Source organism: Erwinia sp. 009765445 (genome assembly GCF_058137865.1).
In genome coordinates this window covers 123296-146745 of the sequence record NZ_JBYUWC010000006.1, presented here as the reverse complement: position 1 = coordinate 146745, position 23450 = coordinate 123296, and the positions used below count along the sequence as shown (strand labels likewise).

Genomic DNA, 23450 nt, shown 5'->3' with positions numbered 1-23450 from the left:
GTTTCCTGCTACCAGGGATAGCGCACTTCCTGCTTAACCTGCTCAACCGTTGCCAGCGCCAGCCACTGACAATATTGTGGAATACGGCTGCGATCGAGCGCGTCAGGATCAACCGACTGATACTGCCCTTCGCGCAACTTATATTTAGAAAAGCACCTGTCAGTGGTCACCGCATGGATATGGAGTGTCATAGAATCAATGAGTTCATCAAGATCGCTCTCGACATCGAGGATGCGCTCCCGCCCGCGATACAGCATCTCCCAGTAGGCTTCATTCGCGGCAATTTCTGCTGCGTACATCGTCGTCACCCCACGGAACCAGCCCGGCCATTTCCCCCAGTTCTTTTCATCTTTACCAAACTCTTCCAGCAGTACCTGGCACCAGTGGATTTGTCGGCGCAGAAAAGGGAGCATCAGGTCAGAAGAAGCCAGTAGAGAGCTTCCACAACCGAAAGAGGAGTAATGCTTAACGCCATGTCGCTGGCAGAAGTTCAGCATATTGTTTTTAAAATCGTCGCTGGAGTGATAAAGCCCGCGTCCGTGAACCGGAAAGCTGGGGCGAAAATCAGCAAGATGGCGGGTAAGAAAAACATCGGCATCCGTTCTCAACAGGTATTCATACTGAGCCGCAGTGGCATCAATATGCTCCCCGGAAAGACAACCAATTGAATTATAGAAGTGATAATCATCAAAAGGTGTGCCTGCCACCGCTTTTGGCAGACAGGGGATAAGGATAATTCCCGGCTCATTGGGGAGATCTTTTTCCACTTCAGGATGGTGTACCACGAGCAAATCAGACGTGTGGTAGCAGCCGCTGTAAATCCAGCTTTTATGCAACCAGCTGAATTCTTCCAACATTTTGGGGGAATTATCGACATAGACCATAATGCCGAGGGATTTGACGTCGTCTGTTAAAAAATTTCTAATTTCCATATTATGCTCCTGAAACGCCATGTTTTTTCAGGAACATTTATTGGAATAAGCTGGCAGATAGAAAATGTTCCTGACTCCTGCCTGCCAGTTTACCATTCCCGCTATTTTGCCCCAATACTCATTGCGCGACATTATGTCTGCACATACGCCAGATAAAACTGCACTTATGTTAAAAAGAGTGCCCTCTCTTCCTCTCCCGCAATGCGGTTCATGCACCACACATCTCCGAACCATACTTTGACATCAAACAAGGAAATCCAGCTTAAACTCCGCATAAATGTAACAAAATGATTCACAGTGAATCAAAATGCGTTTTTCTGGTTTAACAATTATAGTAATTTGCTCAGGGAATGATTGCCTGGCGCAACCATTGGCCGATGATAACAATCAATATTGCAATATTTAAACCCACATTTTCCATGCTGCAACATTAAAATAACATCACCACAGAACGAAGGGGTATTCTGGCGATTAATTTCCATTTTGTGCGTTTATTCGCGCGAGCATTAAGCCAAAAAGTTATAGCTGGTAAAGAATACATCACCGGTCCGGATACGACTCTCATTCAGGATCACAGCTGTTTAACGTTCTGTAAAATCCTGTCAGAGGATAAAAACCGTTAAAATACCAATTATTTTACACACTGGCATCAAATTACAATCTCAATTTAACACTTGCGATAAATAGTTTAACGAGACGGTGAAACAATTCATCGCAAAGATTTGTGCTGTTATAGCCCGGAACACCATTACTGTGACTACTCCTTCTCCTGAATTGGTCTCAGGATCAATCCTTCGATGAAATTCCGGCATAGCTCAGGCTGTTCTCACCGAATATGTAGCTTGATTGTTAATTGCTGGTAAAAATAAAGGCAGTTTATGTTAGATCGAGGTAAGCAATGTTTGGATTAGATGCGTTCCACCTGGCAAGGATACAGTTCGCGTTTACCGTGTCCTTCCATATTATCTTCCCGGCTATTACCATCGGGCTCGCCAGCTTCCTAGCGGTACTGGAAGGGTTATGGCTGAAAACCAGAAACGAGGACTATCGCGACCTCTACCATTTCTGGTCTAAAATCTTTGCCGTTAACTTCGGCATGGGCGTGGTATCCGGTCTGGTGATGGCCTATCAGTTCGGGACCAACTGGAGCGGCTTCTCCCAGTTTGCCGGGAGCGTAACCGGCCCGCTGCTGACCTATGAAGTGCTGACTGCCTTCTTCCTGGAAGCGGGTTTCCTCGGTGTAATGCTGTTCGGTTGGAACCGTGTCGGCCCTGGTCTGCACTTCTTCGCCACCTGCATGGTCGCCCTGGGAACCATCATTTCCACATTCTGGATCCTCGCGTCTAACAGCTGGATGCAAACGCCGCAGGGCTATGCCATTCAGAACGGCATCGTGATCCCGGTTGACTGGTTCAAGATCGTCTTTAACCCGTCCTTCCCGTTCCGGTTGCTGCATATGTCGACCGCTGCTTTCCTGGCCAGCGCCTTCTTCGTTGGGGCTTCTGCAGCCTGGCATCTGCTGCGCAAAAATGACACGCCCGCCATCCGTAAGATGATGTCCATGGCGCTGTGGATGGCTCTGATTGTCTCCCCGATTCAGGCGGTGCTGGGTGATGCACACGGCCTAAACACGCTGGAACATCAACCAGCCAAAATCGCCGCGATTGAAGGCCACTGGGAGAACCCGCCGGGTGAACCTACTCCACTGATCCTGTTCGGTATTCCGGACATGGAGCAGGAAAAAACCAAATATGCGCTGGAAATCCCTTACCTGGGCAGCCTGATCCTGACGCACAGCCTGCATAAGCAGGTTCCGGCGCTGAAGACCTTCCCGAAAGAAGATCGTCCGGACTCCACGGTGATTTTCTGGTCCTTCCGCGTGATGGCCGGCCTGGGCATGCTGATGGTACTGCTGGGTGTGGTCAGTTTGTGGCTACGCTTCCGGGACCGGATGTACACCTCACGTCCTTTCCTGTGGTTCACCCTGCTGATGGGCCCTTCAGGCCTGATCGCGATCCTGGCAGGCTGGTTTACCACTGAAATTGGTCGGCAGCCGTGGGTGGTTTATGGCCTGCTGCGCACTAAAGACGCGGTGTCGGCCCATGGCGATTTGCACATGAGCCTGAGCCTGCTCGCCTTTATCGTGGTGTATATGTCGGTGTTCGGCGTGGGGTATACCTACCTGTTCAACCTGATCAAGAAAGGCCCGGTGCAGGGCGAAGGTGACCATACCCCGGAAGGCGGTCCTGGCACTTCGCACACCCCTTCACGTCCGCTGTCTGCCGTGCAGGAAAAGTTAAATTCGCCGGAAGAGGGTAAATAACGTGGGTATCGATCTCTCAATTATATGGTTCACCATCATCGTCTTCTCGACCCTGATGTATATCGTGATGGACGGCTTCGATCTGGGTATCGGCATTCTGTTCCCGTTCAATAAAGATGCGACCGAGCGCGACATGATGGTTAACACCGTCGCGCCAGTGTGGGACGGTAACGAAACCTGGCTGGTACTGGGCGGTGCGGCGCTATATGGCGCCTTTCCGCTGGCCTATGCGGTGATCATCGATGCGCTGTCAGTGCCGCTGACCATCATGCTGATTGGCCTGATTTTCCGTGGCGTGGCGTTTGAGTTCCGCTTTAAGGCGACTGAAGAACACCGCCCATTCTGGGACAAGTCCTTTATTGTGGGTTCCTATATGGCCACCTTCAGTCAGGGTGTGGCGCTGGGTGCCATCATCAATGGCTTTGAAGTGACCAACCGCGCCTACAGCGGCCCGGAGCTGGGCTGGCTCACACCGTTCTCTCTGTTCTGTGGCCTGGGTCTGGTGACGGCGTACGCCCTGCTGGGTAGTACCTGGCTGATCATGAAAACCGAGAACGGCCTGCACCGTAAAATGACGGCGCTGACCAAACCTCTGCTGCTGGCTCTGCTGGCGGTGGTTGCCGTGGTGAGTATCTGGACGCCGTTGCAACACGCCAACATCATGCACCGCTGGTTTACCCTGCCTAACCTGTTCTGGTTCCTGCCAGTGCCGGTGCTGGTTCTGCTGGCCTCATGGGGACTGTGGCGCGCGCTGAAACGTCATGCGCACTACTCGCCGTTCCTGTTAACGCTGGCTCTGGTGTTCCTGGGCTTTACCGGCCTTGGGATCAGCATCTGGCCCAATATTATTCCACCGAATATCACCATCTGGGATGCTGCCTCACCGCCGCAGAGCCAGGGCTTTATGCTGGTCGGCGGCCTGCTGATTATTCCGGTTATCCTGGTTTACACCTTCTGGAGCTACTACGTGTTCCGCGGGAAAATCAAACCGGACGAAGGCTATCACTGATTATTCGGGCTTATCCCCATCAATATCACCCTGCGGCTGAGTCAGTGGCAGGGTGAAGCAGAGAGTTATTCTGGAGGAAATGATGATGGTACAAAACCAGACTCAACAGATCACTAAATCCCCGGCGTGGAAGCGCATTCTGTGGATGGTGGCTATATATGTCGGCAGCGTGATGGCGCTTGGTATCGTTGCCACCGTGTTCCGCTTTATGATGACAGCTGCGGGTATGAAGTCACACTGACAGCTTGACGGTCTGCTGAACAACACTCAAAGGGGCCGTCAGTCGGCCCCTTTCCTTTACATCAGTCATAATTTTACACATAACCGCAGCGGTAACCCTTCTGTAATAGTCTAAGCTTTAGGTTCATTCATGAGGAAATCATGCCATCAGAAGGAGTCAGTATGAGTCTGTTAGATAAAGCCAACGATAAAGCCGATGAAGCGCTGGGTAAAGGCCAGGAACAGTTTGGTAAAGCTGTCGATTCTCCAGAGCATGAGTTCAAAGGGCGCGTGCGTCAGGGAGCGGCCAAAGCATCCTATGCAGTGGATGACGCGCTGGACTGTGTGAAGAGTAAAACCCAGGACTCCCCGTTTGTGTCGCTGGCTATTGCCGCCGGTGTCGGCTTCCTGGCAGCGAAGATTTTCGGCCGCCGCTGAATGAAATCGGGTTAATGCTGGCCCGGAGAAATCTCCCTTCAGCATGACAGTCAACAGGCCGGTTTACCGGCCTTTTTTTCGCCAGTTGCCAGCTTTTGCTGACATAATCGGCGATTTTCACCTCCCCCTGCCCTTCAACCCTCCAGCCAAACTGTGATCCCGCCTGAACATTTAATCTTTTCCGGTAACAGCAGAATCATTTCAGCACTATTTATAACGATCATATTTCTGTTTGGTGCTTTGATTCATTCTGTTCTGGCCGTCAATTCCACCTTACGTCAGTTTTTACGCCCTCTGTACATCTTATGTGCAGGAGAAAATGCTGAGCGGTGGCTGATGGCTGCGATCTGGCCTGCCCGACATCCAGAAGGACAGCGTTATCTCAATAAAAATAAGGTTTCCATCATGAAAAGCACCCTCCCAAAAACCACGTTAAAAAGATCGGTGGCGTTCTGTGGTTTAGGTTTACTGCTGGCATCCGGCCAGGCGCTGGCAGATTATGCCCCGCTGAGCATGGATTCTCCCTACGCCTTTGGCGACTGGGACGGTACCCGTAGCCAGCTGAAACAGGATGGCGTTGATTTCCAGGTGAACTACACCATGGAATCCGCCAGCAACTTCTCCGGTGGTTATAACCAGTCAACTTCAGCGCGCTATACCGACCAGTGGGCTTTCGGCACCACGCTGGACCTGGAAAAACTGCTGAACTGGAACGACACCCAGTTTCAGGCAACCATCACCAGCCGTAACGGTCAGGATTTAACCCAGTATATTAATGACCCGCGTTCGGGTGGCCTCTCTTCAGTACAGGAAGTCTGGGGGCGTGGGCAAACCTGGCGTCTGACCCAGTTCTGGTTGAATAAAGGCTTCTTTGACCACGCGCTGGAAGTGAAGGCCGGTCGCGTGACTGTCGGCGAGGATTTTGACTCCTTCCAGAGTAACTTCCAGAACCTGGCCTTCGGCAGTGGCCAGGCCGGTAACTGGCGCGGCGACCGCTGGTACAACTGGCCAGTTTCCCAGTGGGGCGGCAGGGTTAAACTGAACATCACCCCGGAAGTGTTCTTCCAGGTTGGTTTCTATAATCAGACCCCGTCCAACTACGATACCGGCAATGGTTTCCGCCTTGATACCAGCCCGACGCTGGGCAACATGGTGCCGGTGGAACTGGGCTGGCAGCCTGCGTTCGGTGCCGATAAGCTGCCTGGTAACTACCGTATCGGGATGTACTACTCCTCGGTTAACGGGGATAACTACAGCTCTTATAACGACGGCGAGTACGGTCAGAAGAACCACTCCTACGGCGGCTACCTGCTGTTACAACAACAGTTAACCGCAATGGATGGTGACAACCAGCGCGGACTGGGCATCACTGTTCAGGCGGTAATGAACGATCAGAAAACCTCGAAAACCGACAACTATCAATCGGTCTCGCTTGTGTGGAAAGGGCCGTTTGATGCCCGTCCGAAGGATGAAATTGGTGTCGGCGCAGCCCGTATTCATGTCAACGATGACTACACCAAAATGCTGCGCCAGACCAATCAGGAAAACGGCGTGGACGATTACAACAGCCCGACCTACCTGCCGATCCAGAGCGGTTCCGAGTATAACTACGAGGTTTACTACAACGCGCACGTCACCAACTGGCTGAACCTGCGTCCAAACCTGCAGTACGTTGCCTCTCCGGGTGCAGTCAGCGAAGTCAAAGACGCCTTTATCGGCGGTATCAGCGCCAACATCAACTTCTGATTATTGCCCTCTGCTGGCGGATCTTCGGGTCCGCCTTATTCATCCACAACTCATACTGCCTGCTTCAGCTGCGCCCGGGTGTTATAGAAGCGCCGGTAGGCAAGATAACCCGCGATAATGGTCGAGAAGCTGGCTGTGCCGAGCAGCATAAAGGTAACCATAATCTGGTATTTAATCGCTTTCACCGGGTCGATACCGGCAAAGATCAGCCCGGACATCATCCCCGGCAGGCTCACCAGCCCGACGGTTTTTGCGGCGTCCACGGTGGGGATCATTGCGCTGCGAATGCTGTCGCGGATGATCGAACCAGAGGCTACCTTAACTGAAGCGCCCAGGCTCAGCATCTCCTGGATCTTCTGGCGGTTATCGCTGAAGCGCTGGTTCAGGTTGCTGTAGCACAGTCCGACCGCCACCATCGCATTCCCGGCAATCATCCCGGAGATCGGGATAACCTGCATCGGCATAAATTCAATCGATCCACTCAGCACCAGGATCACCAGCGTCAGCGTGGTACTCATGGTGATAGCGACAAACGACAGGGTAAACGCATGGTCGATATTACGGCTGCGCTTGCGGGCATTCAGCGCCGCATTCACGCAGATAAACAGCACCATCAAAACCGTTAACCATGCATTATTCAGGTCGAAAATGTACTTCAGCACGTAGCCGACGATGATCAGCTGAACGATAGCGCGCGACACGCTCCAGACAATGTCTTTCTCCAGCCCGAGCTTCTCTTTGCGGCTGACGATCAGCGCAATCAGCACCAGAACCAGCGCCAGTCCCAGAGATTCATTGGTAATATTATGCTGGTTCATGCGTCACCTTCCTGGCTTGCGGCTAGCGTCACGACCCGCTGTGCCTGGCTGATTTCTGCGGTATCGTGGCTGATCCAAATCACCGCCACGCCCTTCTCTTTGACCAGCCCGGCGATCAGCTGGTTGATCATCTGTTTGTTTTCTTCATCCAGCGCACTGGTGATCTCATCCAGCAGCAGCACCTCCGGCAGGAATTGCAGATTGCGCAAAAGCGCCACCCGCTGCTTTTCCCCGCCTGAAAGCTGCTCCGTTTTCTTCGCCAGCATCTCTTCCGGCAGGTTGACCTGCTTAAGCCAGTGCTTCAGCACTGCCACATCGACCTTTTTCTGCCGGATCTGCCATGGCAGCGCCAGGTTGTCAAAAACCGATTCGCCAAACAACACGGGAGTCTGAAAACAGTAGGAGACCTGCTGACGGTAGCTTTCGGGTTTGATCCCGCTCACCGGCTGGCCTTTAAAGAAGAGTTCACCGCCAGAGGGTTGAAGCAGCGTGGAGATGATTTTCAGCAGCGTACTTTTGCCACTGCCGGAAGGCCCGGTCAGTAAAATAAACTCACCGGCATTAAGCTGGAGCGAAACAGGTGCCAGCAGCGTGGTGCCATCCTGCGCAAAGGAAACAGCCTGCACGTCGAGCAGGGGTGAAGAGTGCGACATAAAATTTTAACCAGCCTGAGGGAATATTATCAGGCGGATCATAGCGCGATAAGGCGACAAATTGTCGCCTTTTCATCATTAAAAAGTAACGCTTATTGTTGCTGCGGAGAATAGCTCAGCATCACCGGATCGTCAGGAAGTTTGGTGAACTTCGAAATAATCTGGTGGAAATCTGCGGTCGGATCGAGATCGCTGAACTGGGCCGGGTAGAGATCCTTAGCCAGAATTTCCATACCGATAATATTATAAGGGTGGTTGTAGAAGTGGTGATAAACGCCATACACCTTGCCCTCTTTCACCGGGGTAATCTGCTGCAGACCGGTACGGCTGGTGAGCTTATTAAAGGTGGCGGTAATCTCTTCACGCGGAATATTATAACCGAACGGCAGAACGTTCTTATTTGGCCGTTTGGAGCCGGACATAATATAAACATCCGGTTTCATGGCGATGATTTTCTCCAGCGCCACAAACCCTGATGCGCCTGGCAGCAGGCTGGAGCCGATGTTTTTCCCGCCAACCGCTTCCACCAGTCCACCCCAGCCGTTATGGCCATGGGTAAAGCAGCAGTTATCAGCGTTACCAGCGATAGGCTCGATAAAGACCTTGGGCTTATCCTTGATCTGCGCGATCTTCTGCTGCATCGCATCCCAGTGCTGATGATAGAAGTCAGTGTACTCTTTCGCTCTGGCTTCCTGGTTCAGCACGGTCCCCAGCAGGGTGATGCTGTTGGCGGTGTTCTGCGCCGGATGCAGCTCATAGTCAACAAAGACCACCGGAATATTCAGTTTTGCCAGCGTATCCAGCACGCCGGTCTGCTTCAGTGCAGGTTTGGCGCGCAGCTGGGCAATCATCAAATCCGGCTTCTCGGCAATCACGCTCTCCAGATTCACCTGCCCCTGGTCGTTGAAGCCCATGTCGATGATTTTAGTGGCTTCCGGCCAGGTTTTCTTCAGCAGGTCCCAGGTTTGTGTGTCCTGCTTTTTCGGCAAGTTATTCCAGGCAACCACTCGTTTAAAAGGATCTTCGCGGTCCAGCAGCGCCAGCGACAGGATATCGCGGCCGTCCTGCAGAATGACGTGCTGTGGCTCTTCCTTCAGGGTGATTTTCTGATTATCCATATCGGTAATCTGCACCGGATACGTCGTGGCGGCACAGCCCGCCGACGCCGCAAGGGTGCCTAACAACAGCCAGGAACGAATAGTCACTTAATGTCTCCATGAGAATATAAATAAGAGTGATAATCATTTGCAAATATACCGTCAAGCCTGTCCCATTTCATTCTTTTTAATCTTGACTCCTGAGTGTAATACGCTCAGATAAAGAATGACTTTGACATTAAGCCCGGTCGGCGAGCGCTCCGCCGGGCCTGACAAAATTTCGCCCTGTAATCTGTCGAGCAGCGTACGGACAATCGATAATCCCAGTCCGGCCCCCGTATCTTCGCTGCCTTCAATCCGGTAAAAAGCATCAAAAACACGCTGGCGTTTTTCTGGCGGAATGCCAGGGCCTGGTATCTTCGATCTCAATCACCCCCGCCCCTGATTCGTCAGGATGTAGGCAACCCAGAAACAGGCGATGGCGTTGGAGTGACAGATACACCAGCCAAAAGCCACCAGGACAATGCCGCCCGCAAACACCAGCGCCGAAAGCAGATAGCGCCAGTTTGCCAGGGGAAACTTAATCACACATCAGGTCAGCGTTTTACTTTAGCGGCTGGCCAGCAAACCAACAACAGACCGCAGAAAATCAGCGCCACACCGGCCAGCTTGCCCCACTGAAACGTCTCATTCAGGGCGGGAAGATAAAGTGCTGCGCCCCACACCAGCACGTAGCTGAGGCTGAGCAGCGGATAGGCCTTGCTCAGCGCCACCCGCTGCAGCGCCAGGAACCAGCACAGCATCGACAATGCGTAAGCCGCCAGGCCGCCAAATAACCCCAGCGCGGCAGGAGACAGCCCGAGCAAAGCGGTCAGAAGTGCCACAGGATCGCTGGTTGCAGGCAGGTTCACCATCGACCAGCGCATCAGTAACTGCGCACCGCTGACCAGCAGCACGCTGCATAACGCCAGAATAATCCCCATCAGGCGTAGACTCCCATCACCGCCACACCGGCCACGATCAGGCCGATCCCCATCCAGTGGCGCGGCGAAACAGGTTCCTTCCACAGCCATCGGGCGGCCAGCACGATAAAGATAAAGTTAAGGCTGAGCATCGGATAAGCCACACCTACCGGCACCTGTTGCAGCACCATCAACCAGATCAACATCGCGCAGCCCAGCAGCAGTACGCTAAGCCCCAGCCAGAACAGCAGGTGCCACTTGCCTTTCAGCAGGCCGTGGTGCGCGGCCTGCTTCTGGCACAGCTGGCCTGCGCAGCTCAGCAGGCTGGCAAAGGCGATCATTAGCGCATTCATGGTGTCTGCTTGTACTGGTACATCACCAGCCGTCCCTGACGATAGCTGAAGTCCGCTTTTGGCACGTCGGCATCCGGATTGTCTTCCGTGCGGGACAGCAGCATCACCAGCGTGACGCTGCCTTCACGACGATGCTGTTCCAGCCACTCAGCGAAGTCAGACCCTTCGATTAACTTGCCCTGCGCATCCGGATAACTCAGGCCGTACTGCACCTCTCCCGGCTGATCGTAAAGCAGAATGTCGCTACGTTGCAGCTCCCATGCCAGCCCGGAAGCAATCCCCGGATTATTAGCCAGCACGAAGCGGCTCGGTGCAATTTCGTTTTGCATACCATGAATAAACTGCTGAGGCTGCTTGGAGTCCATCACGTAGTCAGGGATTGCCTGCCCCACCACCAGCGCCAGCGCCAGCGGGCACAAAGCCGCCCAGCTCCAGCGCTGTGTCGGGGATTTCAGGGTGATCAAACCACAAATTCCCCACAGCAGGAAGGCACCGCTCGCCAGCGCAACTTTAAGCACTTCGTGATGGCCGTAGACAGAATGTTTCGCCACTCCCCACGGAGCAAGGAAACCCACCACCACAATGGTACAGATCAGCCCGAAGACCAGATTAATCCAGCCATTTACCTTCAGCGCCCGGCCATTAACCGCCATCAGCTGCATCGCCTGTCTGGCCAGCAGCGCGGCAAGCGGCGCGAAGCACGGCAGGATGTAGGTTGGCAGCTTGCCTTTGGCGATACTGAAAAATAGCAGTGGCATCACCACCCAACACAGCAGATAGAAGCTGCCGCTGCTTTCCCGCCGGTCACGCCAGCCGTTGCGCAAAGCACCCGGCAGCAGTGCCAGCCAGGGTAGACAACCAAGGATTAGCACCGGCAGGTAGTACCAGAACGGTGCCTTGTGCTGCGCGTTGGCTTCGGCAAAACGCTGGATATGCTCCACCCAGAAGAAATAGTGCCAGAAGTCAGGCGCTTGCCGGGCGATAGCAATAGCCCAGGGCGCACTGATCGCCGCCGCGCCAATCACCGCCAGCGGGCCGAACGTCAGCAGCTCTTTAAACCGCTTCTGCTGAATAGCCCACGGAAGGATAGCGACCACCGGCACGGCCAGCGCCAGGAAGCCTTTGGTCATAAAGCCCATGCCGCAGGCAAAGCCCATCAGCAGCCAGGCCAGCACTTTTTTACCGGTTGTCGGGGCTTCCACCGCCAGCCAGTAACTGCACATTGCCGCCACCAGCCACAGGGTGATCATCGGGTCCAGCACCGCATAAGTGCCGATGCCGTAGACCAGCAGGCTGGTCAGGAAGATCACGCCCGCCATCAGCGCCGTGGTGCGATCCCGCCAGACGCGCAGAGTCAGCCAGTACACCAGCAGGGCTGTCAGCGTGATGGAGAAGACCGAGCCAAAGCGCACAGCAAAATTGTTATGGCCGAAGATCAGCTGACTGAGATTGTTGATCCAGTAGCCCGCAATCGGCTTTTCAAAATAACGCAGGTCGAAAAAATGAGGGACCACCCAGTTACCGTTGACCAGCATTTCCCGGCTGATTTCGGCATATCGTGTTTCATCAGGCTGCCACAGGTGGCGAAATTCCAGAGGAATCAGGTAATACAGGGCAAATAACACCAAAAGGAGAAGGCCATTTCTCATGATTTTCATACAAAGTCACTCAGCTAATTGCTGCCATCCCAGCCATCCCTCACGACCGGGGAGGCTACCCCGAACAATTTTTCCTGTCGGCAGGCTACTCAGATCTTCGGGCAACAGCTCGCTCAGCGGGCAGAACTGGATACCGGCCTGTTCCGCCAGCGTCAGTAGTTCGCTGAACATGTCGCTCATCACGATCCCTTCCACTTCAGCATGAATGGTGTACACCGGCGTGCCGCGATCCGCTTTGATACGGTCAATAATGAAGGCGTTGAAATCTTCCTTATTTACCGTGGAGCCGACCACTTCATCCCAGGTGGGAAGCGTTACCGGGATTTGCACCGTGCCGGTACTGCCATCGCTCAACAACGGCAGGAACGGCGCAGTGCCACGACAGTCGCTGTTGTAGTGGAAATGAAAACCTTCCTTCACATCGACCGTACGCTGATCCGCCCGCCAGCCAGCTACCGCGGAACAGGTGACCGGCTGTTCGGAGATCACGCTCAGCGCGTCCCTGCCCAGCCGGATCTGCCGCGTCAGCTGTTCCGGCTGCCAGACGCCAGCCCAGGTTTGCCAGGCGAAGTGATCCCAGGCATGCAGGCCGACCTCATGGTGATCCACCGTGGCGTTAATGATCTCCGCCAGTCCTTTGCCGATGTTGCGCCCCGGCCACGCCGTACCGGCCAGCAGGATATCCCAGCCGTACAGCGAGGCTGCGTTGGAGCGCAGCATCTTCCACAGGAACTTCGGTTTCAGCAGGCGCCATAAATGACGCCCCATGTTATCCGGCCCGACGCTGAAGAAAAAAGTGGCCTGAGTGCGATGCAAACTGAGTATTTCCAGCAGCTTAGGCACGCCATCACGAGTGCCACGCCACGTATCAACATCAATACGGAGGCCGACTTTTCTCATTTCTTCTCTTCCACTCCTTCAACGGTACGCAGGAAGAAGTCCAGCGTGGCGTCGATGGTTTTGTCCATAGCAACTTCAGGTTTCCAGTTCAGCAGGCGGCGGGCGTTGCGGATTGCCGGTTTGCGGTGCTCCACATCCTGATAGCCTTTGCCGTAGTAGCTGCTGCTTTCCACGTCCCGGAATCCGGCAAACGGTGGGAACTGGTCACGCAGCGGATGGCGATCGAAGCTGGCCAGCAGCTGTTCTGCCAGCTCTTTGATGCTCGCTTCGTTCTCCGGGTTACCGATGTTGATGATCTGCCCGTCGCAGTTATTGTTTTTGTTTTCAATAATGCGGAACAGCGCCTCAACACCGTCGCTGATGTCGGTAAAGCAACGCTTCTGTTTGCCACCGTCGATCAGTTTGATCGGCGAGCCTTCCACCAGGTTAAGGATCAGCTGGGTGATGGCGCGTGAACTGCCGATACGGGCAGCATTCAGGTTATCCAGACGCGGCCCCATCCAGTTGAACGGACGGAACAGCGTAAAGCGCAGTCCTTCTTTATCACCGTAAGCCCAGATTACGCGGTCCAGCAACTGCTTGGAAACGGAGTAGATCCAGCGCTGTTTGTTGATCGGTCCCACTACCAGGTTGGAGTGATCTTCGTCGAAGTTCGGGTCGGTACACATACCGTAAACTTCAGAAGTGGACGGGAAGATGATGCGTTTTTTGTACTTCACGCAGTCACGGATGATCTTCAGGTTCTCTTCAAAATCCAGCTCAAAGACGCGAAGCGGGTTGCGCGTGTATTCAATCGGCGTGGCGATCGCGACCAGCGGCAGGATCACATCACATTTCTTGATGTGGTATTCGATCCACTCGCTGTGAATACTGATATCCCCTTCCACGAACTGGAAGCGCGGATGGCCCACAAAGCGGCTGATGGCATCTGAGCCAATATCCAGACCATAAATATCGAAGTTGTCGTCTTTCAGCAGGCGCTCAGTCAGGTGGTTACCGATAAAGCCGTTGACGCCGAGGATCAGCACGCGGGTGCGACGTTTGGCCGCAGTCACCGGCTGGTTGCTCAGCAGCGCGCCGCTGACCAGACCCAGGGTCTGCGCCAGCTGTGACCCCTGCATGTAAACGCCGTTCTCACTCTGACCGGTCATCACTTCCAGCGCACCCTGGCCACAGGCGATAATCAGCGGGCTGACCGACAGCACAGTACCGGCTTTCGCCGCAGGCTGGTCCTGACGGACCTTGCCTTTCCAGATGATAAATTTCGCGGAACCCACATAGCCAAACGCGCCCGGCCACGGATCGGTCACCGCACGCACCAGGTTGTTGACGGTTGCGGCAGGCTGTGACCAGTCAATACGACCATCTTCCGGCTTGCGGCGGCCAACGTAAGTCGCCTGGCTGTCATCCTGCGCACGCCCGGTGGCTGTACCGGCTTTGAGTGAAGGCAGACAGTCATTCAGCAGGTGCTCAGCCGTGGCGTTCAATTTACGGTGCAGCGTCAGGGCATTGTCTTCTGGCGCAATGGCTACTTTCTCCTGCGCCATGATTTCCCCGGCATCAGCACGGGCAGTCATGCGGTGCAGCGTCACGCCAGTTTCGGTTTCACCGTTGACCAGCACCCAGTTCAGCGGCGCACGGCCACGGTATTTTGGCAGCAGCGAACCGTGCAGGTTAAAAGCACCGCTCTTCGCACTGCTGAGGATCTCTTCGCCCAGCAGGTTGCGGTAGTAGAAAGAGAAAATAACATCCGGAGCCATCGCTTTAATGCGATCGACCCACAGTGGATGGTTAATGTCTTCCGGGGCAAAAACCGGGATGCCCTGCTCGGCAGCCGTTCGGGCTACCGAGCCAAAGAAGTGGTTCTCAGTCGCTGAATCAGCGTGAGTGAAGATTGCTTCGATCTCGTAACCGGCCTGAACCAGTGCATTGATACCAATGCAACCCATATCATGGTAGGCAAAAACAACAGCTTTCATTATTTATCGTCCTCAGTAGAGACGGGATGGGAAGAGTTGACCACACGCTGGATAAAATAACGGGGACGGGCACGAACATCGTTATAGATACGTCCGATGTATTCACCCAACAGCCCCATTCCTACAAATTGCGCGCCGATAAAGATAAACAGCACCGCAAACAGCATGAACACGCCGTCTGCAGCCCAGTGAGGACCAAAGAACAGGCGTAAAAGGATCAGTAACAAAGAAAAAGCAAAACCGGCGAGCGCGATAAAGGTTCCCACCACGCTGAGCATACGCAGCGGAGTGGTCGTCAGGCAGGTCACCAGGTCATACATCAGGTTGATCAGACGCATCAGGCTATATTTGGAGTCACCAAACTCACGCTCCGCATGGTGCACCGGGATCTCAATCGCCCGACGGGCGAAGGTGTTAGCCAGAATCGGGATAAAGGTACTGCGTTCATGACAGTGCAGCATCGCGTCAATAATGTGGCGACGATAGGCGCGCAGCATGCAGCCATAGTCGCCCATCGCTTTGCCGGTGGTGCGCTGGATCAGATGGTTAATCAGGCGCGAAGCCTTCTTACGGAACCAGCTGTCCTGGCGGTTCTGACGCACGGTCCCCACCACATCATAGCCTTCCTGCGCGGTAGCCACCAGGCGAGGGATCTCTTCCGGTGGGTTCTGTAAATCTGCATCCAGGGTGATGATAAGATCGCCGCTGACGTGGCTGAATCCGGCCATGATTGCTGAATGCTGGCCGTAGTTACGGTTCAGCAACACGGCAACAATGTGGCTGCCCGGTTCTTCTGCCGCCACGGTGAGCATTTCGGCAGAATTATCGCTGCTGCCGTCATCAACCAGCAGGATTTCATAGTCCATCGGCAGCGTGGCGCAGGCCTCGCTGGTACGACGGATCAGTTCAGACAAACTTTCCTGTTCGTTATAAACAGGAATTACCACGGAAACTTTATTAATTGGCTGTTCAGCAATCATGTTATTTCTCAGCAATCTCACGCAGCGCGGTAATCACGCGGCTGACATCATCATCGGTCATCGTTGGAAACAGAGGGATGGAGCAGATACGGTCCGAGTTCCATTCGGTTTCAGGTAAGGAGAGCTGGGGAAAGCGCTCACGGTAATATTTTTGAGTATGTGCGGCGCGGAAGTGCAAACCGGTGCCGATGTTGCGCTCTTTCAGCGCCTGCATCAGCTCATCGCGGGTCAGCCCGCAGCGGGCCTGATCGACCCGGATAATAAACAGGTGCCAGGCGTGCTGGTGTGGCCACTCCGGTTGCGCCAGTGGCAGGAACGGCGTATCCGCCAGTTCACGCAGATAACGCTGGGCAATATCTTTACGTCTGACATTAAGCTGGGGCAGCTTACCCAGCTGAACCAGCGCAATGGCAGCGTTGATATCGGCCAGATTGTATTTATACCCGGGGCTAATCACTTCCGCCTGCGGCGCACGGCCGTGGGTCTGGCGATCAAAGGCATCCACACCTAATCCGTGGAACTTCAGGCTGCGGATACGATTTGCCAGCGATTCGTCATCGGTCACCACCAGGCCGCCTTCCGCACAGGTCATGTTTTTAATCGCGTGGAAGGAAAAAATGGCCGTGCCGGTGGCGCCAACATGGCGATCTTTGTAATAAGTGCCCGCCGCATGGGCCGCGTCATCAATTACCGCAATACCGTGACGCTTACCGATAGCATGAATGGCATCAATATCAGCCGGAGCGCCAGCATAGTGGACAGGAATAATGGCTTTAGTGCGGGGGGTGATAGCCGCTTCAATCTGCTCAGGGATAATCATCAGTGTATCGCGATCGACATCGATCATCACCGGCTCAGCGCCCAGCAGGGCGATCATATTCAGCGTGGAGACCCAGGTCAGCGAGGGCGAGATCACTTCATCGCCTGCACCAATGCCCAGCGCCATCAGCGTCACATGCATGCCCGCCGTGGCGGAACTCACGGCAATGGCGTGCTGGTTGCCGGTCAGTTCACAAAATGCTTTTTCCAGCTGCTGATTTTTAGGGCCGGTGGTAATCCAGCCGGAATTCAGTACCTCACCGACGGCGGTCAGCTCGGCTTCGCCCATCGCCGGGCGGGAAAAGGGGAGAAAATCGGACATCATTAAACTTCCTTTAATAAGGACCTGAATTTACATTAGCAGAATGTGCGATTTTCAACGTTCAAACCATCGATAAATCGTTGAATTTTCGCCAGCATTCTTACCATAACGTGATTACAATCTTGCGGTCGCTTTACCCGCGTTTTTCGCCACCTCTTCCCTCATCAAGAAGGAAACCATTGTGGCACGTTGTAAATCACACTGATTCAACGTTTCCTGAACGATAAAGTAGATTCCTTAGTTGAAAATTAAGAGAGCGCAAGGAAAGGGAAATTGGCGGAAATTAAACTTCCGTGATTGAGGGGCTGTTTACTTTGCAGCGGAAAGTTGGCATGAATTTTCAAAAATTCTTTCGGTTAGACTTAAAAAAACCTTAATATTTTCCTCATCTGTTTGTCACACGCACAATCCGGTTATTTTTAAGCCCCCTTCAATGAGCATATTAGTCTCAATCCAGCGCAACATCTTTGATCTGCTGGCTGATGGATTTAACTGAACGATTGATAATGCCATTATTCGTAGCAATATCACTGGCAATCGACCTCATGCGCTTAACGTAAGCACAGAGCGCATGTCCTTCGATGGTCAGTTCCCCCTTACCTGGCGAATAAATAACGCAATCTCGAGGCTGGTTTCCAGCTCGCGGATACGGTAAGAGATGGTGGGTTGGCTCACCGCATTATCTTTATGCATAACGGGGTCATTGTCGAAGAGGGCGCGGCCAGAACTTTCTTCGATAATCCCGGAACAGCAAAGCTTAAAGCCTATGTCGGCTCGGATATTGAAATGTCTGACCGGTTGTCGGCCTGATAAAATCAGGCCACAAAAAAGGCCGCCCGTGGGCAGCCTCTTCTGGTACTTCCTTGTACAACCATCCGTTATTTGTAGATTTCAGCAGTCATATAAACGCCGTTATCGGTACGGGCACTGGTGATTTTGTAAGAGTCAGCGCCTGCTGCTTTCGCTTTGGCAGCGATGTGTGACTGTGCACTGTCCAGGGTGCTGCCGTGAGCGGAGATGCTTTCAGCGGCGAAGCTACCGAAAGAGATCATTGAAAGAGCGGCTACAGCGGCGATTGACAGAGTTTTAATGTTTTTCATGGTTAAATTCCTTCTTTGATTTCGGAAGAAGACTGTGTGCCTTCGATGGGTGTAATAATAACTACAGAAACTATTAGCAGATTAACCATAAGTGCGATCTTTATCACATTTCTTTGGCAATGAAAAAAGGGCAACCGGATTGGTTGCCCTCTCTGTCTTACCGCAGCGGCTCAGCGCCGCCGGTAAAGATGACTACTTCGCGTCGTCCGGCAGTGCGTAAGCGACAATGTAATCGCCCAGCCTGGTACCGAAGGAGCCATGGCCGCCTGCAGCGATCAGCACGTACTGCTTGCCGTTCACTTCATAGGTCATTGGCGTAGCCTGGCCGCCAGCGGGCAGACGCGCTTCCCACAGTGATTTACCGTTAGTCACGTTGAACGCACGCAGATAATTATCTGCCGTTGCGCCAATAAACATCACGTTACCTGCTGTAGAGATTGGTGCGCCCAGCATCGGCATACCCATTTTGAACGGCAGTGGGATGGGTGAGCTGTCACGTACGGTACCGATGCGTTTTTTCCACACGATATCGTTAGTTTTCAGGTCAACCGCAGAGATGTAGCCCCATGCCGGTTGCTTACAAGGGAAGCCCAGTGGTGACAGGAATGGGTTCAGGGTCACGCCATACGGCACGCCGTACTGCGGCTGAACGCCAGTTTCCGTCCCGCTACCGCCTTTGTCGTTCTCGTTTGGCCACAGTGGGTTGTTTGGACCACGTGGGATCAAACGGGAAACGAACGGCAGTGCCATTGGGTTAGTCAGGGCAACCTGACGATCGGTGTCGACGGAAATACCGCCCCACTCGAACATACCGAGGTTACCCGGGAAAACCAGGGTGCCCTGCTCGGAAGGAGGCGTGAACGGGCCTTCATAACGCAGACTGTGGAACATCACACGACAGATCAGCTGATCGTAAATCGTTGCGCCCCACATATCCGCACCGGTCAGGTTCTTTTTCGGGCGGAATGTCAGGTCAGAGTACGGCTGAGTCGGAGACAGGTGATCACCTTTTGCCGGGCCTTGAGGAACCGGAGTTTCAGGCGCAGGCACAACGGTTTTACCGGTACGACGATCCAGCACGAAGATGTTACCGGTTTTCGCCGGAACGTAGATTACCGGAACATTATTGCCGCTCTTGTCGGTAATGTCAGCCAGCGTAGGCTGTGCCGGTACATCCATATCCCACAGATCGTGGTGCACGGTCTGGTAGAACCAGGCCAGCTTACCGGTGGTGGCGTTCAGTGCCAGCATGCCGCTCGCGAAACGCTCGCTTTCCGGAGTACGGTTGCCGCCCCAGATGTCTGGAGTCTGCACGCCGATTGGCAGGTAAACCAGATCCAGCTTCGAATCATAAGCCGCAGGTGCCCATGAGTTTGGCGAGTTAGGCGTATACAGCTGCTCGCCTTCTGGCAGGATGTTAGGATCTTTTGCGCCCGGATCGAATGCCCACAGGAGTTTGCCCGTGTTGACATCGAAACCACGGATCACACCGGACGGCTCTTTGGTCGAGTAGTTATCGGTTACCGCACCGGCCACAACGATCACTTTGTCAGTGATAATTGGCGGTGAGGTTGGCTCGTAAGCACCGGCACGGGCGTTAGGCATGTTCTGCTGCAGGTTCAGCTTGCCGCTGTCACCAAAGCTCGGGCACAGAGCACCGGTTTCCGCGTCCAGCGCGTAAAGATGACCATCGTTAACCGGCAGGATCACGCGACGTGAACACAGCGCAGGTTTGCCACCAGCAGGAATGGACGCTGCATCCGGCGTTTCATGATAAGAAACACCACGGCAGGTGACGTGCTGGAAGGATGGGTCGGTTTTCAGCTGTGGATCAAATTTCCACTTCTCTTTACCGGTCGCCGCGTCCAGCGCGAACAGGATCTGGTGTGGCGTACACAGATAGAGTGAATCGCCGATTTTAATCGGGGTCACTTCATCGGTCAGCTCACCCGGATCGGTTGGGCGCTTCATATCACCGGTACGGAAGGTCCATGCTTCTTTCAGCTGACCAACATTTTTGTCGTTGATCTGCGTCAGCGGCGAATAACGGGTGCCAGCCTGAGTGCGGCCATAGGCTGGCCAGTCACCGGCAGCAATGCCATCAGCGGATTTGTTGATGTTCGCCGCCTGCTCAGGTGTCAGGGAACCGTTGATTTCCTGCGGATCGTTGAACACGGAGTACGCCAGGGCGATCACCGTGACAACCAGAACCAGGCTCAGCGCACCGCGCGCGAATTTGCCCTGCGACAGCCCGCGGTAAACGAACGGCAGAACCAGCCACAGACCGAGGAAGAAGGTGACGTCTAAACGCGGCGTCAGTGCCCAGAAATCGGACCCCACTTCCCATAGCGACCAGATCAGGGTCGCCAGCAGGAATACCGCGTACAACAGCAGCGCTGAAGAGCGGCGACGGAACAGCAGCCAGGCAACAATCAGTTCAATCACACCAGCGATGATGTAATAGAAAGAGCCGCCCAGTTTAGCCAGCCAGATACCACCGACCAGCAGGTATAACCCGCTGAGCAGGGCAAACAGAGCCGTAAGGATCACGAGGATACGTGATACCGGTGCTTTACTTTGCATAGTATGGACCTTACCAAAATTTAACATCTTCGATTCAGGATCAACGCTGAATCGCAAAAAACACCCGGTTTATACTGATTATCCATCCCGGTGTTTTGAACCCGCCCTCAGGTTTACGCCCTCAGGCAGGCACTTCTGGATCCTTTGATTACTGGAATGTGTAAGTCAGCGTGGCACCCACGCCGTAGTTACGACCCGGTGCTGGCTCGTAATAACGTCCATTGCCTTCGTTAACTATCACCGAACCGACGTACTCTTTGTCGAACAGGTTGTCGACGCGGGCAAAGGTATCGAGTGACCACTTATCCCAGTTAAAACGATAGCCGCTATTCAGGCTTGTGACCGTATAGGCCGGTGCTTTTGCATCGTTTTCGTCATCGGCCTGAATGCTGCTCATATAGCGAATTTCCGCACCGGCGTGCCAGCCTGCTTCCGGCGCGTAAGCCAGTGAGGCATACCCCATGTTGCGCGCCACGCCTGGCAGACGGTTGCCCGCCGGGGTACAGCTGCCGTCGTCGTCACAGGTTTCATTACGGTAGGTGGCATCCAGCAGCGTCCAGGCCATCTTCATCTGCCAGTTTTCGGCAAACTGCTGATCGAACGACATTTCCAGACCGCGACGGCGGGTTTTGCCGGCATTTTTATACACGGAACGGCCGTTGCTGCTGTCCGCCACCACCAGTTCATTGTCGGTGTTGGTCTGGAACAGCGCAGCAGTGAACAGGCCATAACCCACCCGGGTTTTGCTGCCCAGCTCGAAGGTGTCGCTGGTTGACGGCTTCAGCCCAAGGTTCAGGCCAGTTTCGTTTCCGCTGATTGAGCGGTATGAAAGTTCGTTGATGGTTGGCGTTTCAAAACCGCGCCCTGCCGAGAAGTAAACGTTCCAGGCATCGGTCAGCGCATAGTTCAGCGAGCCCATTGGCAGCAATTTGTGATAGCGCTTGCTGCCGCTGTCATCGCCGTTGCCGGGGGTGACATAGTAGTCAGTGGAGTCGAAACTGACGGTGCTGTAGCGCATTCCGGCATCCAGCGTCCATTTCGGCGTCAGGTTCCAGGTGGTCTGCAGGTAAGGATCGAGGTTCCACATCACGTTCTTCTCGTTCCGGCGCAGATCGCCCTTCTCACCCAGTTCGGTAGTGCCGTTATCAATCACGTAGTTCTGGAAGCCCTGGCGGCGCTCGGTCATGGTTTCATAATCCAGCCCGCCGGTGAGGCTGAACGGCACGGAGCCAATCTGATCGTCATGCTTCCAGTGGGTATCAACGCCGGAGTATTTGCGCTCCAGAACAATCACGCCGCCGGGATAAGCCGGGTTCTGCTGCACGCTGACCGGGATGGACTGATACTGTGTGGTGTGACGCTCGCCGTGCCAGGTGGTCAGCGTCAGCTGGTCTTTCTCGCTCATGTCGCGCTGATAACGCAGGCCGACCTGAGTCTGATCCAGACTCTTACGGGTGTTATACATATCACCACGCGGCGACTGCCGGGGATTGCTTTCCCATTCGGATTTGGTCAGCCCCCCCGGATCGTTGGCATCCACGGAAACGCTGTTAAACATCAGCGTCAGGGTGCTGACATCATCAATGCGCACGCCCAGCTTGCCGTTACCGAGATTTTTCTGCGTGCCGCTCTGGTCACGGAAGCCCCGGGTGGTAAAGCGCGATCCGGAAATAGTGTAGTTTACATCACCGGCATGGGTGCCGTTGCCGGTGGCGCCGCTGGCTTTGACGCTGTTGCGCCAGCTGCGGTAGCTGCCGTAATAGGTCCCTGCGGTCAGGGTGGTCGGCTGGCTGCCGGTTTCGGTATCAATATTGACCACGCCGCCTGATGCATTGCCGTACAGCGCAGAATAAGGCCCGCGCAGCACTTCGACTTTATCAATCGAGTTGATGTCGATATTGGAGGTCTGTCCCTGCCCGTCTGGCATGGTGGCCGGAATACCATCCACATAAACGCGCACGCCCCGCACCCCGTACATCGAGCGGCTACCGAAACCGCGCACTGACAGTTGTAAATCCTGCGCATAGTTCTGGCGGTTCTGGATCTGCAGGCCTGGCACACTGCCCAACGACTCTGACAGGTTAACCTGCGCGGTGTTACTGCGCAGATCCTGGCCACTGACCACGCTGACGGCGGCCGGAGTATCCAGCTCGGAAACACCGCTGCGCTTCTTGATAACGATTAGCGAACCGTCCTGCGACGAAGAGGAAGCCGCAGCGGTGCCCGGCGTGGTAGCTGACTGTGCGTAGCTGAACACTGGCTGCAGGAAAAACAGCGGCGTTAAAAAGAATACAGAGATTTTGTTGTTCACAGGATCGGTTCGATTGATAAAATTTGTCGTCAGGAGCTTCTCAGCCTGACGCCCGGTAAATAGTGAGTTATCCAGCCTGGACGTTGCCTTGGGAAGCGCGAGTGCATCAATGCAGCAAAAGTATATAAGCAGTTACAAAACTTGCCCGCTTATCTCCACTATAAAAACAGGGCTATTTCGCTTTCGGTCGAAGAAAACGGCTACCAGAGCAGCGAGAATCAGGGGAAAGTAGCAAAAGCGGTGGGGAT

23 protein-coding genes are annotated in these 23450 nt (G+C 54.2%); 6 read left to right on the top strand and 17 right to left on the bottom strand.

Annotated features, from left to right (window positions below; translation table 11 throughout):
• Window positions 1-8: 8 nt before the first annotated feature.
• Window positions 9-932, bottom strand: coding sequence for a DUF7164 domain-containing protein (locus tag AC3Y5R_RS08135; RefSeq protein ID WP_489920912.1), 924 nt, complete (start codon window positions 930-932; stop codon window positions 9-11).
• An 898-nt stretch (window positions 933-1830) separates the two neighbouring features.
• Between AC3Y5R_RS08135 and AC3Y5R_RS08130 the strand changes: the two genes are divergently transcribed.
• From AC3Y5R_RS08130 to AC3Y5R_RS08110, 5 genes are all read left to right on the top strand, one after another.
• Window positions 1831-3255: a cytochrome ubiquinol oxidase subunit I gene (locus AC3Y5R_RS08130; protein WP_489920911.1), complete on the top strand. Its 1425-nt coding sequence runs from the start codon at window positions 1831-1833 to the stop codon at window positions 3253-3255.
• Between the two features lies 1 nt (window position 3256).
• Complete coding sequence (gene cydB, locus AC3Y5R_RS08125; RefSeq protein WP_489920910.1) at window positions 3257-4264, top strand: cytochrome d ubiquinol oxidase subunit II; 1008 nt, start codon at window positions 3257-3259, stop codon at window positions 4262-4264.
• Between the two features lie 79 nt (window positions 4265-4343).
• Window positions 4344-4505, top strand: a complete 162-nt coding sequence (locus AC3Y5R_RS08120; RefSeq protein ID WP_489920909.1) for a DUF2474 domain-containing protein — start codon at window positions 4344-4346, stop codon at window positions 4503-4505.
• A 161-nt stretch (window positions 4506-4666) separates the two neighbouring features.
• Entirely contained in the window at window positions 4667-4921 is a 255-nt protein-coding gene (locus AC3Y5R_RS08115; protein ID WP_158783769.1) for a CsbD family protein, read from the top strand.
• Between the two features lie 405 nt (window positions 4922-5326).
• Window positions 5327-6667, top strand: coding sequence for a carbohydrate porin (locus AC3Y5R_RS08110; RefSeq protein WP_489920908.1), 1341 nt, complete (start codon window positions 5327-5329; stop codon window positions 6665-6667).
• Between the two features lie 50 nt (window positions 6668-6717).
• On the opposite strand, the gene fetB is transcribed toward AC3Y5R_RS08110, so the two are convergent.
• The 13 genes from fetB to AC3Y5R_RS08045 all read right to left on the bottom strand — a co-directional run bounded on the left by fetB (window position 6718) and on the right by AC3Y5R_RS08045 (window position 17901).
• The gene (gene fetB / locus AC3Y5R_RS08105) at window positions 6718-7485 is read right to left on the bottom strand and encodes an iron efflux ABC transporter permease subunit FetB (RefSeq protein WP_489920907.1); all 768 of its coding nucleotides are present in this window, start codon (window positions 7483-7485) and stop codon (window positions 6718-6720) included.
• Window positions 7482-8138 carry an iron efflux ABC transporter ATP-binding subunit FetA gene (gene fetA, locus AC3Y5R_RS08100; RefSeq protein ID WP_489920906.1) on the bottom strand — a complete coding sequence of 219 codons (657 nt, stop codon included), beginning with the start codon at window positions 8136-8138 and terminating at the stop codon, window positions 7482-7484. Before fetA ends, fetB begins: the two co-directional genes overlap by 4 nt.
• 92 nt (window positions 8139-8230) lie before the next feature.
• Window positions 8231-9337: an ABC transporter substrate-binding protein gene (locus AC3Y5R_RS08095; RefSeq protein WP_489921014.1), complete on the bottom strand. Its 1107-nt coding sequence runs from the start codon at window positions 9335-9337 to the stop codon at window positions 8231-8233.
• Between the two features lie 60 nt (window positions 9338-9397).
• A complete protein-coding gene (locus tag AC3Y5R_RS08090) occupies window positions 9398-9664 on the bottom strand; it encodes a sensor histidine kinase (RefSeq protein WP_489920905.1) in 267 nt (88 codons plus the stop codon).
• Entirely contained in the window at window positions 9665-9823 is a 159-nt protein-coding gene (locus AC3Y5R_RS08085; RefSeq protein ID WP_489920904.1) for a hypothetical protein, read from the bottom strand.
• An 8-nt stretch (window positions 9824-9831) separates the two neighbouring features.
• Complete coding sequence (arnF, locus tag AC3Y5R_RS08080; RefSeq protein ID WP_489920903.1) at window positions 9832-10218, bottom strand: 4-amino-4-deoxy-L-arabinose-phosphoundecaprenol flippase subunit ArnF; 387 nt, start codon at window positions 10216-10218, stop codon at window positions 9832-9834.
• Window positions 10218-10550, bottom strand: coding sequence for a 4-amino-4-deoxy-L-arabinose-phosphoundecaprenol flippase subunit ArnE (arnE, locus tag AC3Y5R_RS08075; protein WP_489920902.1), 333 nt, complete (start codon window positions 10548-10550; stop codon window positions 10218-10220). Before arnE ends, arnF begins: the two co-directional genes overlap by 1 nt.
• Window positions 10547-12208, bottom strand: coding sequence for a lipid IV(A) 4-amino-4-deoxy-L-arabinosyltransferase (gene arnT, locus AC3Y5R_RS08070; RefSeq protein ID WP_489920901.1), 1662 nt, complete (start codon window positions 12206-12208; stop codon window positions 10547-10549). Before arnT ends, arnE begins: the two co-directional genes overlap by 4 nt.
• Before the next feature lie 6 nt (window positions 12209-12214).
• Window positions 12215-13108: a 4-deoxy-4-formamido-L-arabinose-phosphoundecaprenol deformylase gene (gene arnD / locus AC3Y5R_RS08065; RefSeq protein WP_489920900.1), complete on the bottom strand. Its 894-nt coding sequence runs from the start codon at window positions 13106-13108 to the stop codon at window positions 12215-12217.
• Window positions 13105-15087 (bottom strand): bifunctional UDP-4-amino-4-deoxy-L-arabinose formyltransferase/UDP-glucuronic acid oxidase ArnA, encoded by a 1983-nt coding sequence (gene arnA / locus AC3Y5R_RS08060; protein ID WP_489920899.1) that lies wholly within the window; start codon window positions 15085-15087, stop codon window positions 13105-13107. The genes arnD and arnA overlap by 4 nt, the downstream gene beginning before the upstream one ends.
• Complete coding sequence (gene arnC, locus AC3Y5R_RS08055) at window positions 15087-16067, bottom strand: undecaprenyl-phosphate 4-deoxy-4-formamido-L-arabinose transferase (RefSeq protein WP_489920898.1); 981 nt, start codon at window positions 16065-16067, stop codon at window positions 15087-15089. Before arnC ends, arnA begins: the two co-directional genes overlap by 1 nt.
• Window position 16068: 1 nt before the next feature.
• The gene (gene arnB, locus AC3Y5R_RS08050) at window positions 16069-17208 is read right to left on the bottom strand and encodes a UDP-4-amino-4-deoxy-L-arabinose aminotransferase (protein ID WP_489921013.1); all 1140 of its coding nucleotides are present in this window, start codon (window positions 17206-17208) and stop codon (window positions 16069-16071) included.
• 585 nt (window positions 17209-17793) lie between these two features.
• A complete protein-coding gene (locus tag AC3Y5R_RS08045; RefSeq protein WP_489920897.1) occupies window positions 17794-17901 on the bottom strand; it encodes a helix-turn-helix domain-containing protein in 108 nt (35 codons plus the stop codon).
• Between AC3Y5R_RS08045 and AC3Y5R_RS08040 the strand changes: the two genes are divergently transcribed.
• Window positions 17896-18018 carry a hypothetical protein gene (locus AC3Y5R_RS08040; protein WP_489920896.1) on the top strand — a complete coding sequence of 41 codons (123 nt, stop codon included), beginning with the start codon at window positions 17896-17898 and terminating at the stop codon, window positions 18016-18018. The genes AC3Y5R_RS08045 and AC3Y5R_RS08040 overlap by 6 nt on opposite strands.
• A 68-nt stretch (window positions 18019-18086) precedes the next feature.
• Here the strand turns inward: AC3Y5R_RS08040 and AC3Y5R_RS08035 are convergent, their stop codons facing one another.
• The 3 genes from AC3Y5R_RS08035 to pqqU all read right to left on the bottom strand — a co-directional run bounded on the left by AC3Y5R_RS08035 (window position 18087) and on the right by pqqU (window position 23202).
• Window positions 18087-18308, bottom strand: coding sequence for a YdgH/BhsA/McbA-like domain containing protein (locus tag AC3Y5R_RS08035; RefSeq protein WP_158783780.1), 222 nt, complete (start codon window positions 18306-18308; stop codon window positions 18087-18089).
• Between the two features lie 192 nt (window positions 18309-18500).
• Window positions 18501-20891, bottom strand: coding sequence for a glucose/quinate/shikimate family membrane-bound PQQ-dependent dehydrogenase (locus tag AC3Y5R_RS08030; RefSeq protein WP_489920895.1), 2391 nt, complete (start codon window positions 20889-20891; stop codon window positions 18501-18503).
• Window positions 20892-21039: 148 nt separating this feature from the next.
• Window positions 21040-23202 (bottom strand): TonB-dependent receptor PqqU, encoded by a 2163-nt coding sequence (pqqU, locus tag AC3Y5R_RS08025; protein ID WP_489920894.1) that lies wholly within the window; start codon window positions 23200-23202, stop codon window positions 21040-21042.
• Window positions 23203-23450 lie beyond the last annotated feature (248 nt).

Excerpts from the sequence above, each read along its gene's own strand:
- arnC (WP_489920898.1), bottom strand. The coding sequence starts at position 16,067 with ATGATTGCTGAACAGCCAATTAATAAAGTTTCCGTGGTAATTCCTGTT.
- arnB (WP_489921013.1), bottom strand. The coding sequence starts at position 17,208 with ATGTCCGATTTTCTCCCCTTTTCCCGCCCGGCGATGGGCGAAGCCGAG.
- arnA (WP_489920899.1), bottom strand. The coding sequence starts at position 15,087 with ATGAAAGCTGTTGTTTTTGCCTACCATGATATGGGTTGCATTGGTATC.
- AC3Y5R_RS08120 (WP_489920909.1), top strand. The coding sequence starts at position 4,344 with ATGATGATGGTACAAAACCAGACTCAACAGATCACTAAATCCCCGGCG.
- AC3Y5R_RS08130 (WP_489920911.1), top strand. The coding sequence starts at position 1,831 with ATGTTTGGATTAGATGCGTTCCACCTGGCAAGGATACAGTTCGCGTTT.
- arnD (WP_489920900.1), bottom strand. The coding sequence starts at position 13,108 with ATGAGAAAAGTCGGCCTCCGTATTGATGTTGATACGTGGCGTGGCACT.
- arnF (WP_489920903.1), bottom strand. The coding sequence starts at position 10,218 with ATGGGGATTATTCTGGCGTTATGCAGCGTGCTGCTGGTCAGCGGTGCG.
- AC3Y5R_RS08040 (WP_489920896.1), top strand. The coding sequence starts at position 17,896 with ATGCATAACGGGGTCATTGTCGAAGAGGGCGCGGCCAGAACTTTCTTC.
- arnE (WP_489920902.1), bottom strand. The coding sequence starts at position 10,550 with ATGAATGCGCTAATGATCGCCTTTGCCAGCCTGCTGAGCTGCGCAGGC.
- AC3Y5R_RS08035 (WP_158783780.1), bottom strand. The coding sequence starts at position 18,308 with ATGAAAAACATTAAAACTCTGTCAATCGCCGCTGTAGCCGCTCTTTCA.
- fetB (WP_489920907.1), bottom strand. The coding sequence starts at position 7,485 with ATGAACCAGCATAATATTACCAATGAATCTCTGGGACTGGCGCTGGTT.
- AC3Y5R_RS08115 (WP_158783769.1), top strand. The coding sequence starts at position 4,667 with ATGAGTCTGTTAGATAAAGCCAACGATAAAGCCGATGAAGCGCTGGGT.
- AC3Y5R_RS08030 (WP_489920895.1), bottom strand. The coding sequence starts at position 20,891 with ATGCAAAGTAAAGCACCGGTATCACGTATCCTCGTGATCCTTACGGCT.
- AC3Y5R_RS08110 (WP_489920908.1), top strand. The coding sequence starts at position 5,327 with ATGAAAAGCACCCTCCCAAAAACCACGTTAAAAAGATCGGTGGCGTTC.
- fetA (WP_489920906.1), bottom strand. The coding sequence starts at position 8,138 with ATGTCGCACTCTTCACCCCTGCTCGACGTGCAGGCTGTTTCCTTTGCG.
- AC3Y5R_RS08045 (WP_489920897.1), bottom strand. The coding sequence starts at position 17,901 with ATGCATAAAGATAATGCGGTGAGCCAACCCACCATCTCTTACCGTATC.
- arnT (WP_489920901.1), bottom strand. The coding sequence starts at position 12,208 with ATGAAAATCATGAGAAATGGCCTTCTCCTTTTGGTGTTATTTGCCCTG.
- AC3Y5R_RS08135 (WP_489920912.1), bottom strand. The coding sequence starts at position 932 with ATGGAAATTAGAAATTTTTTAACAGACGACGTCAAATCCCTCGGCATT.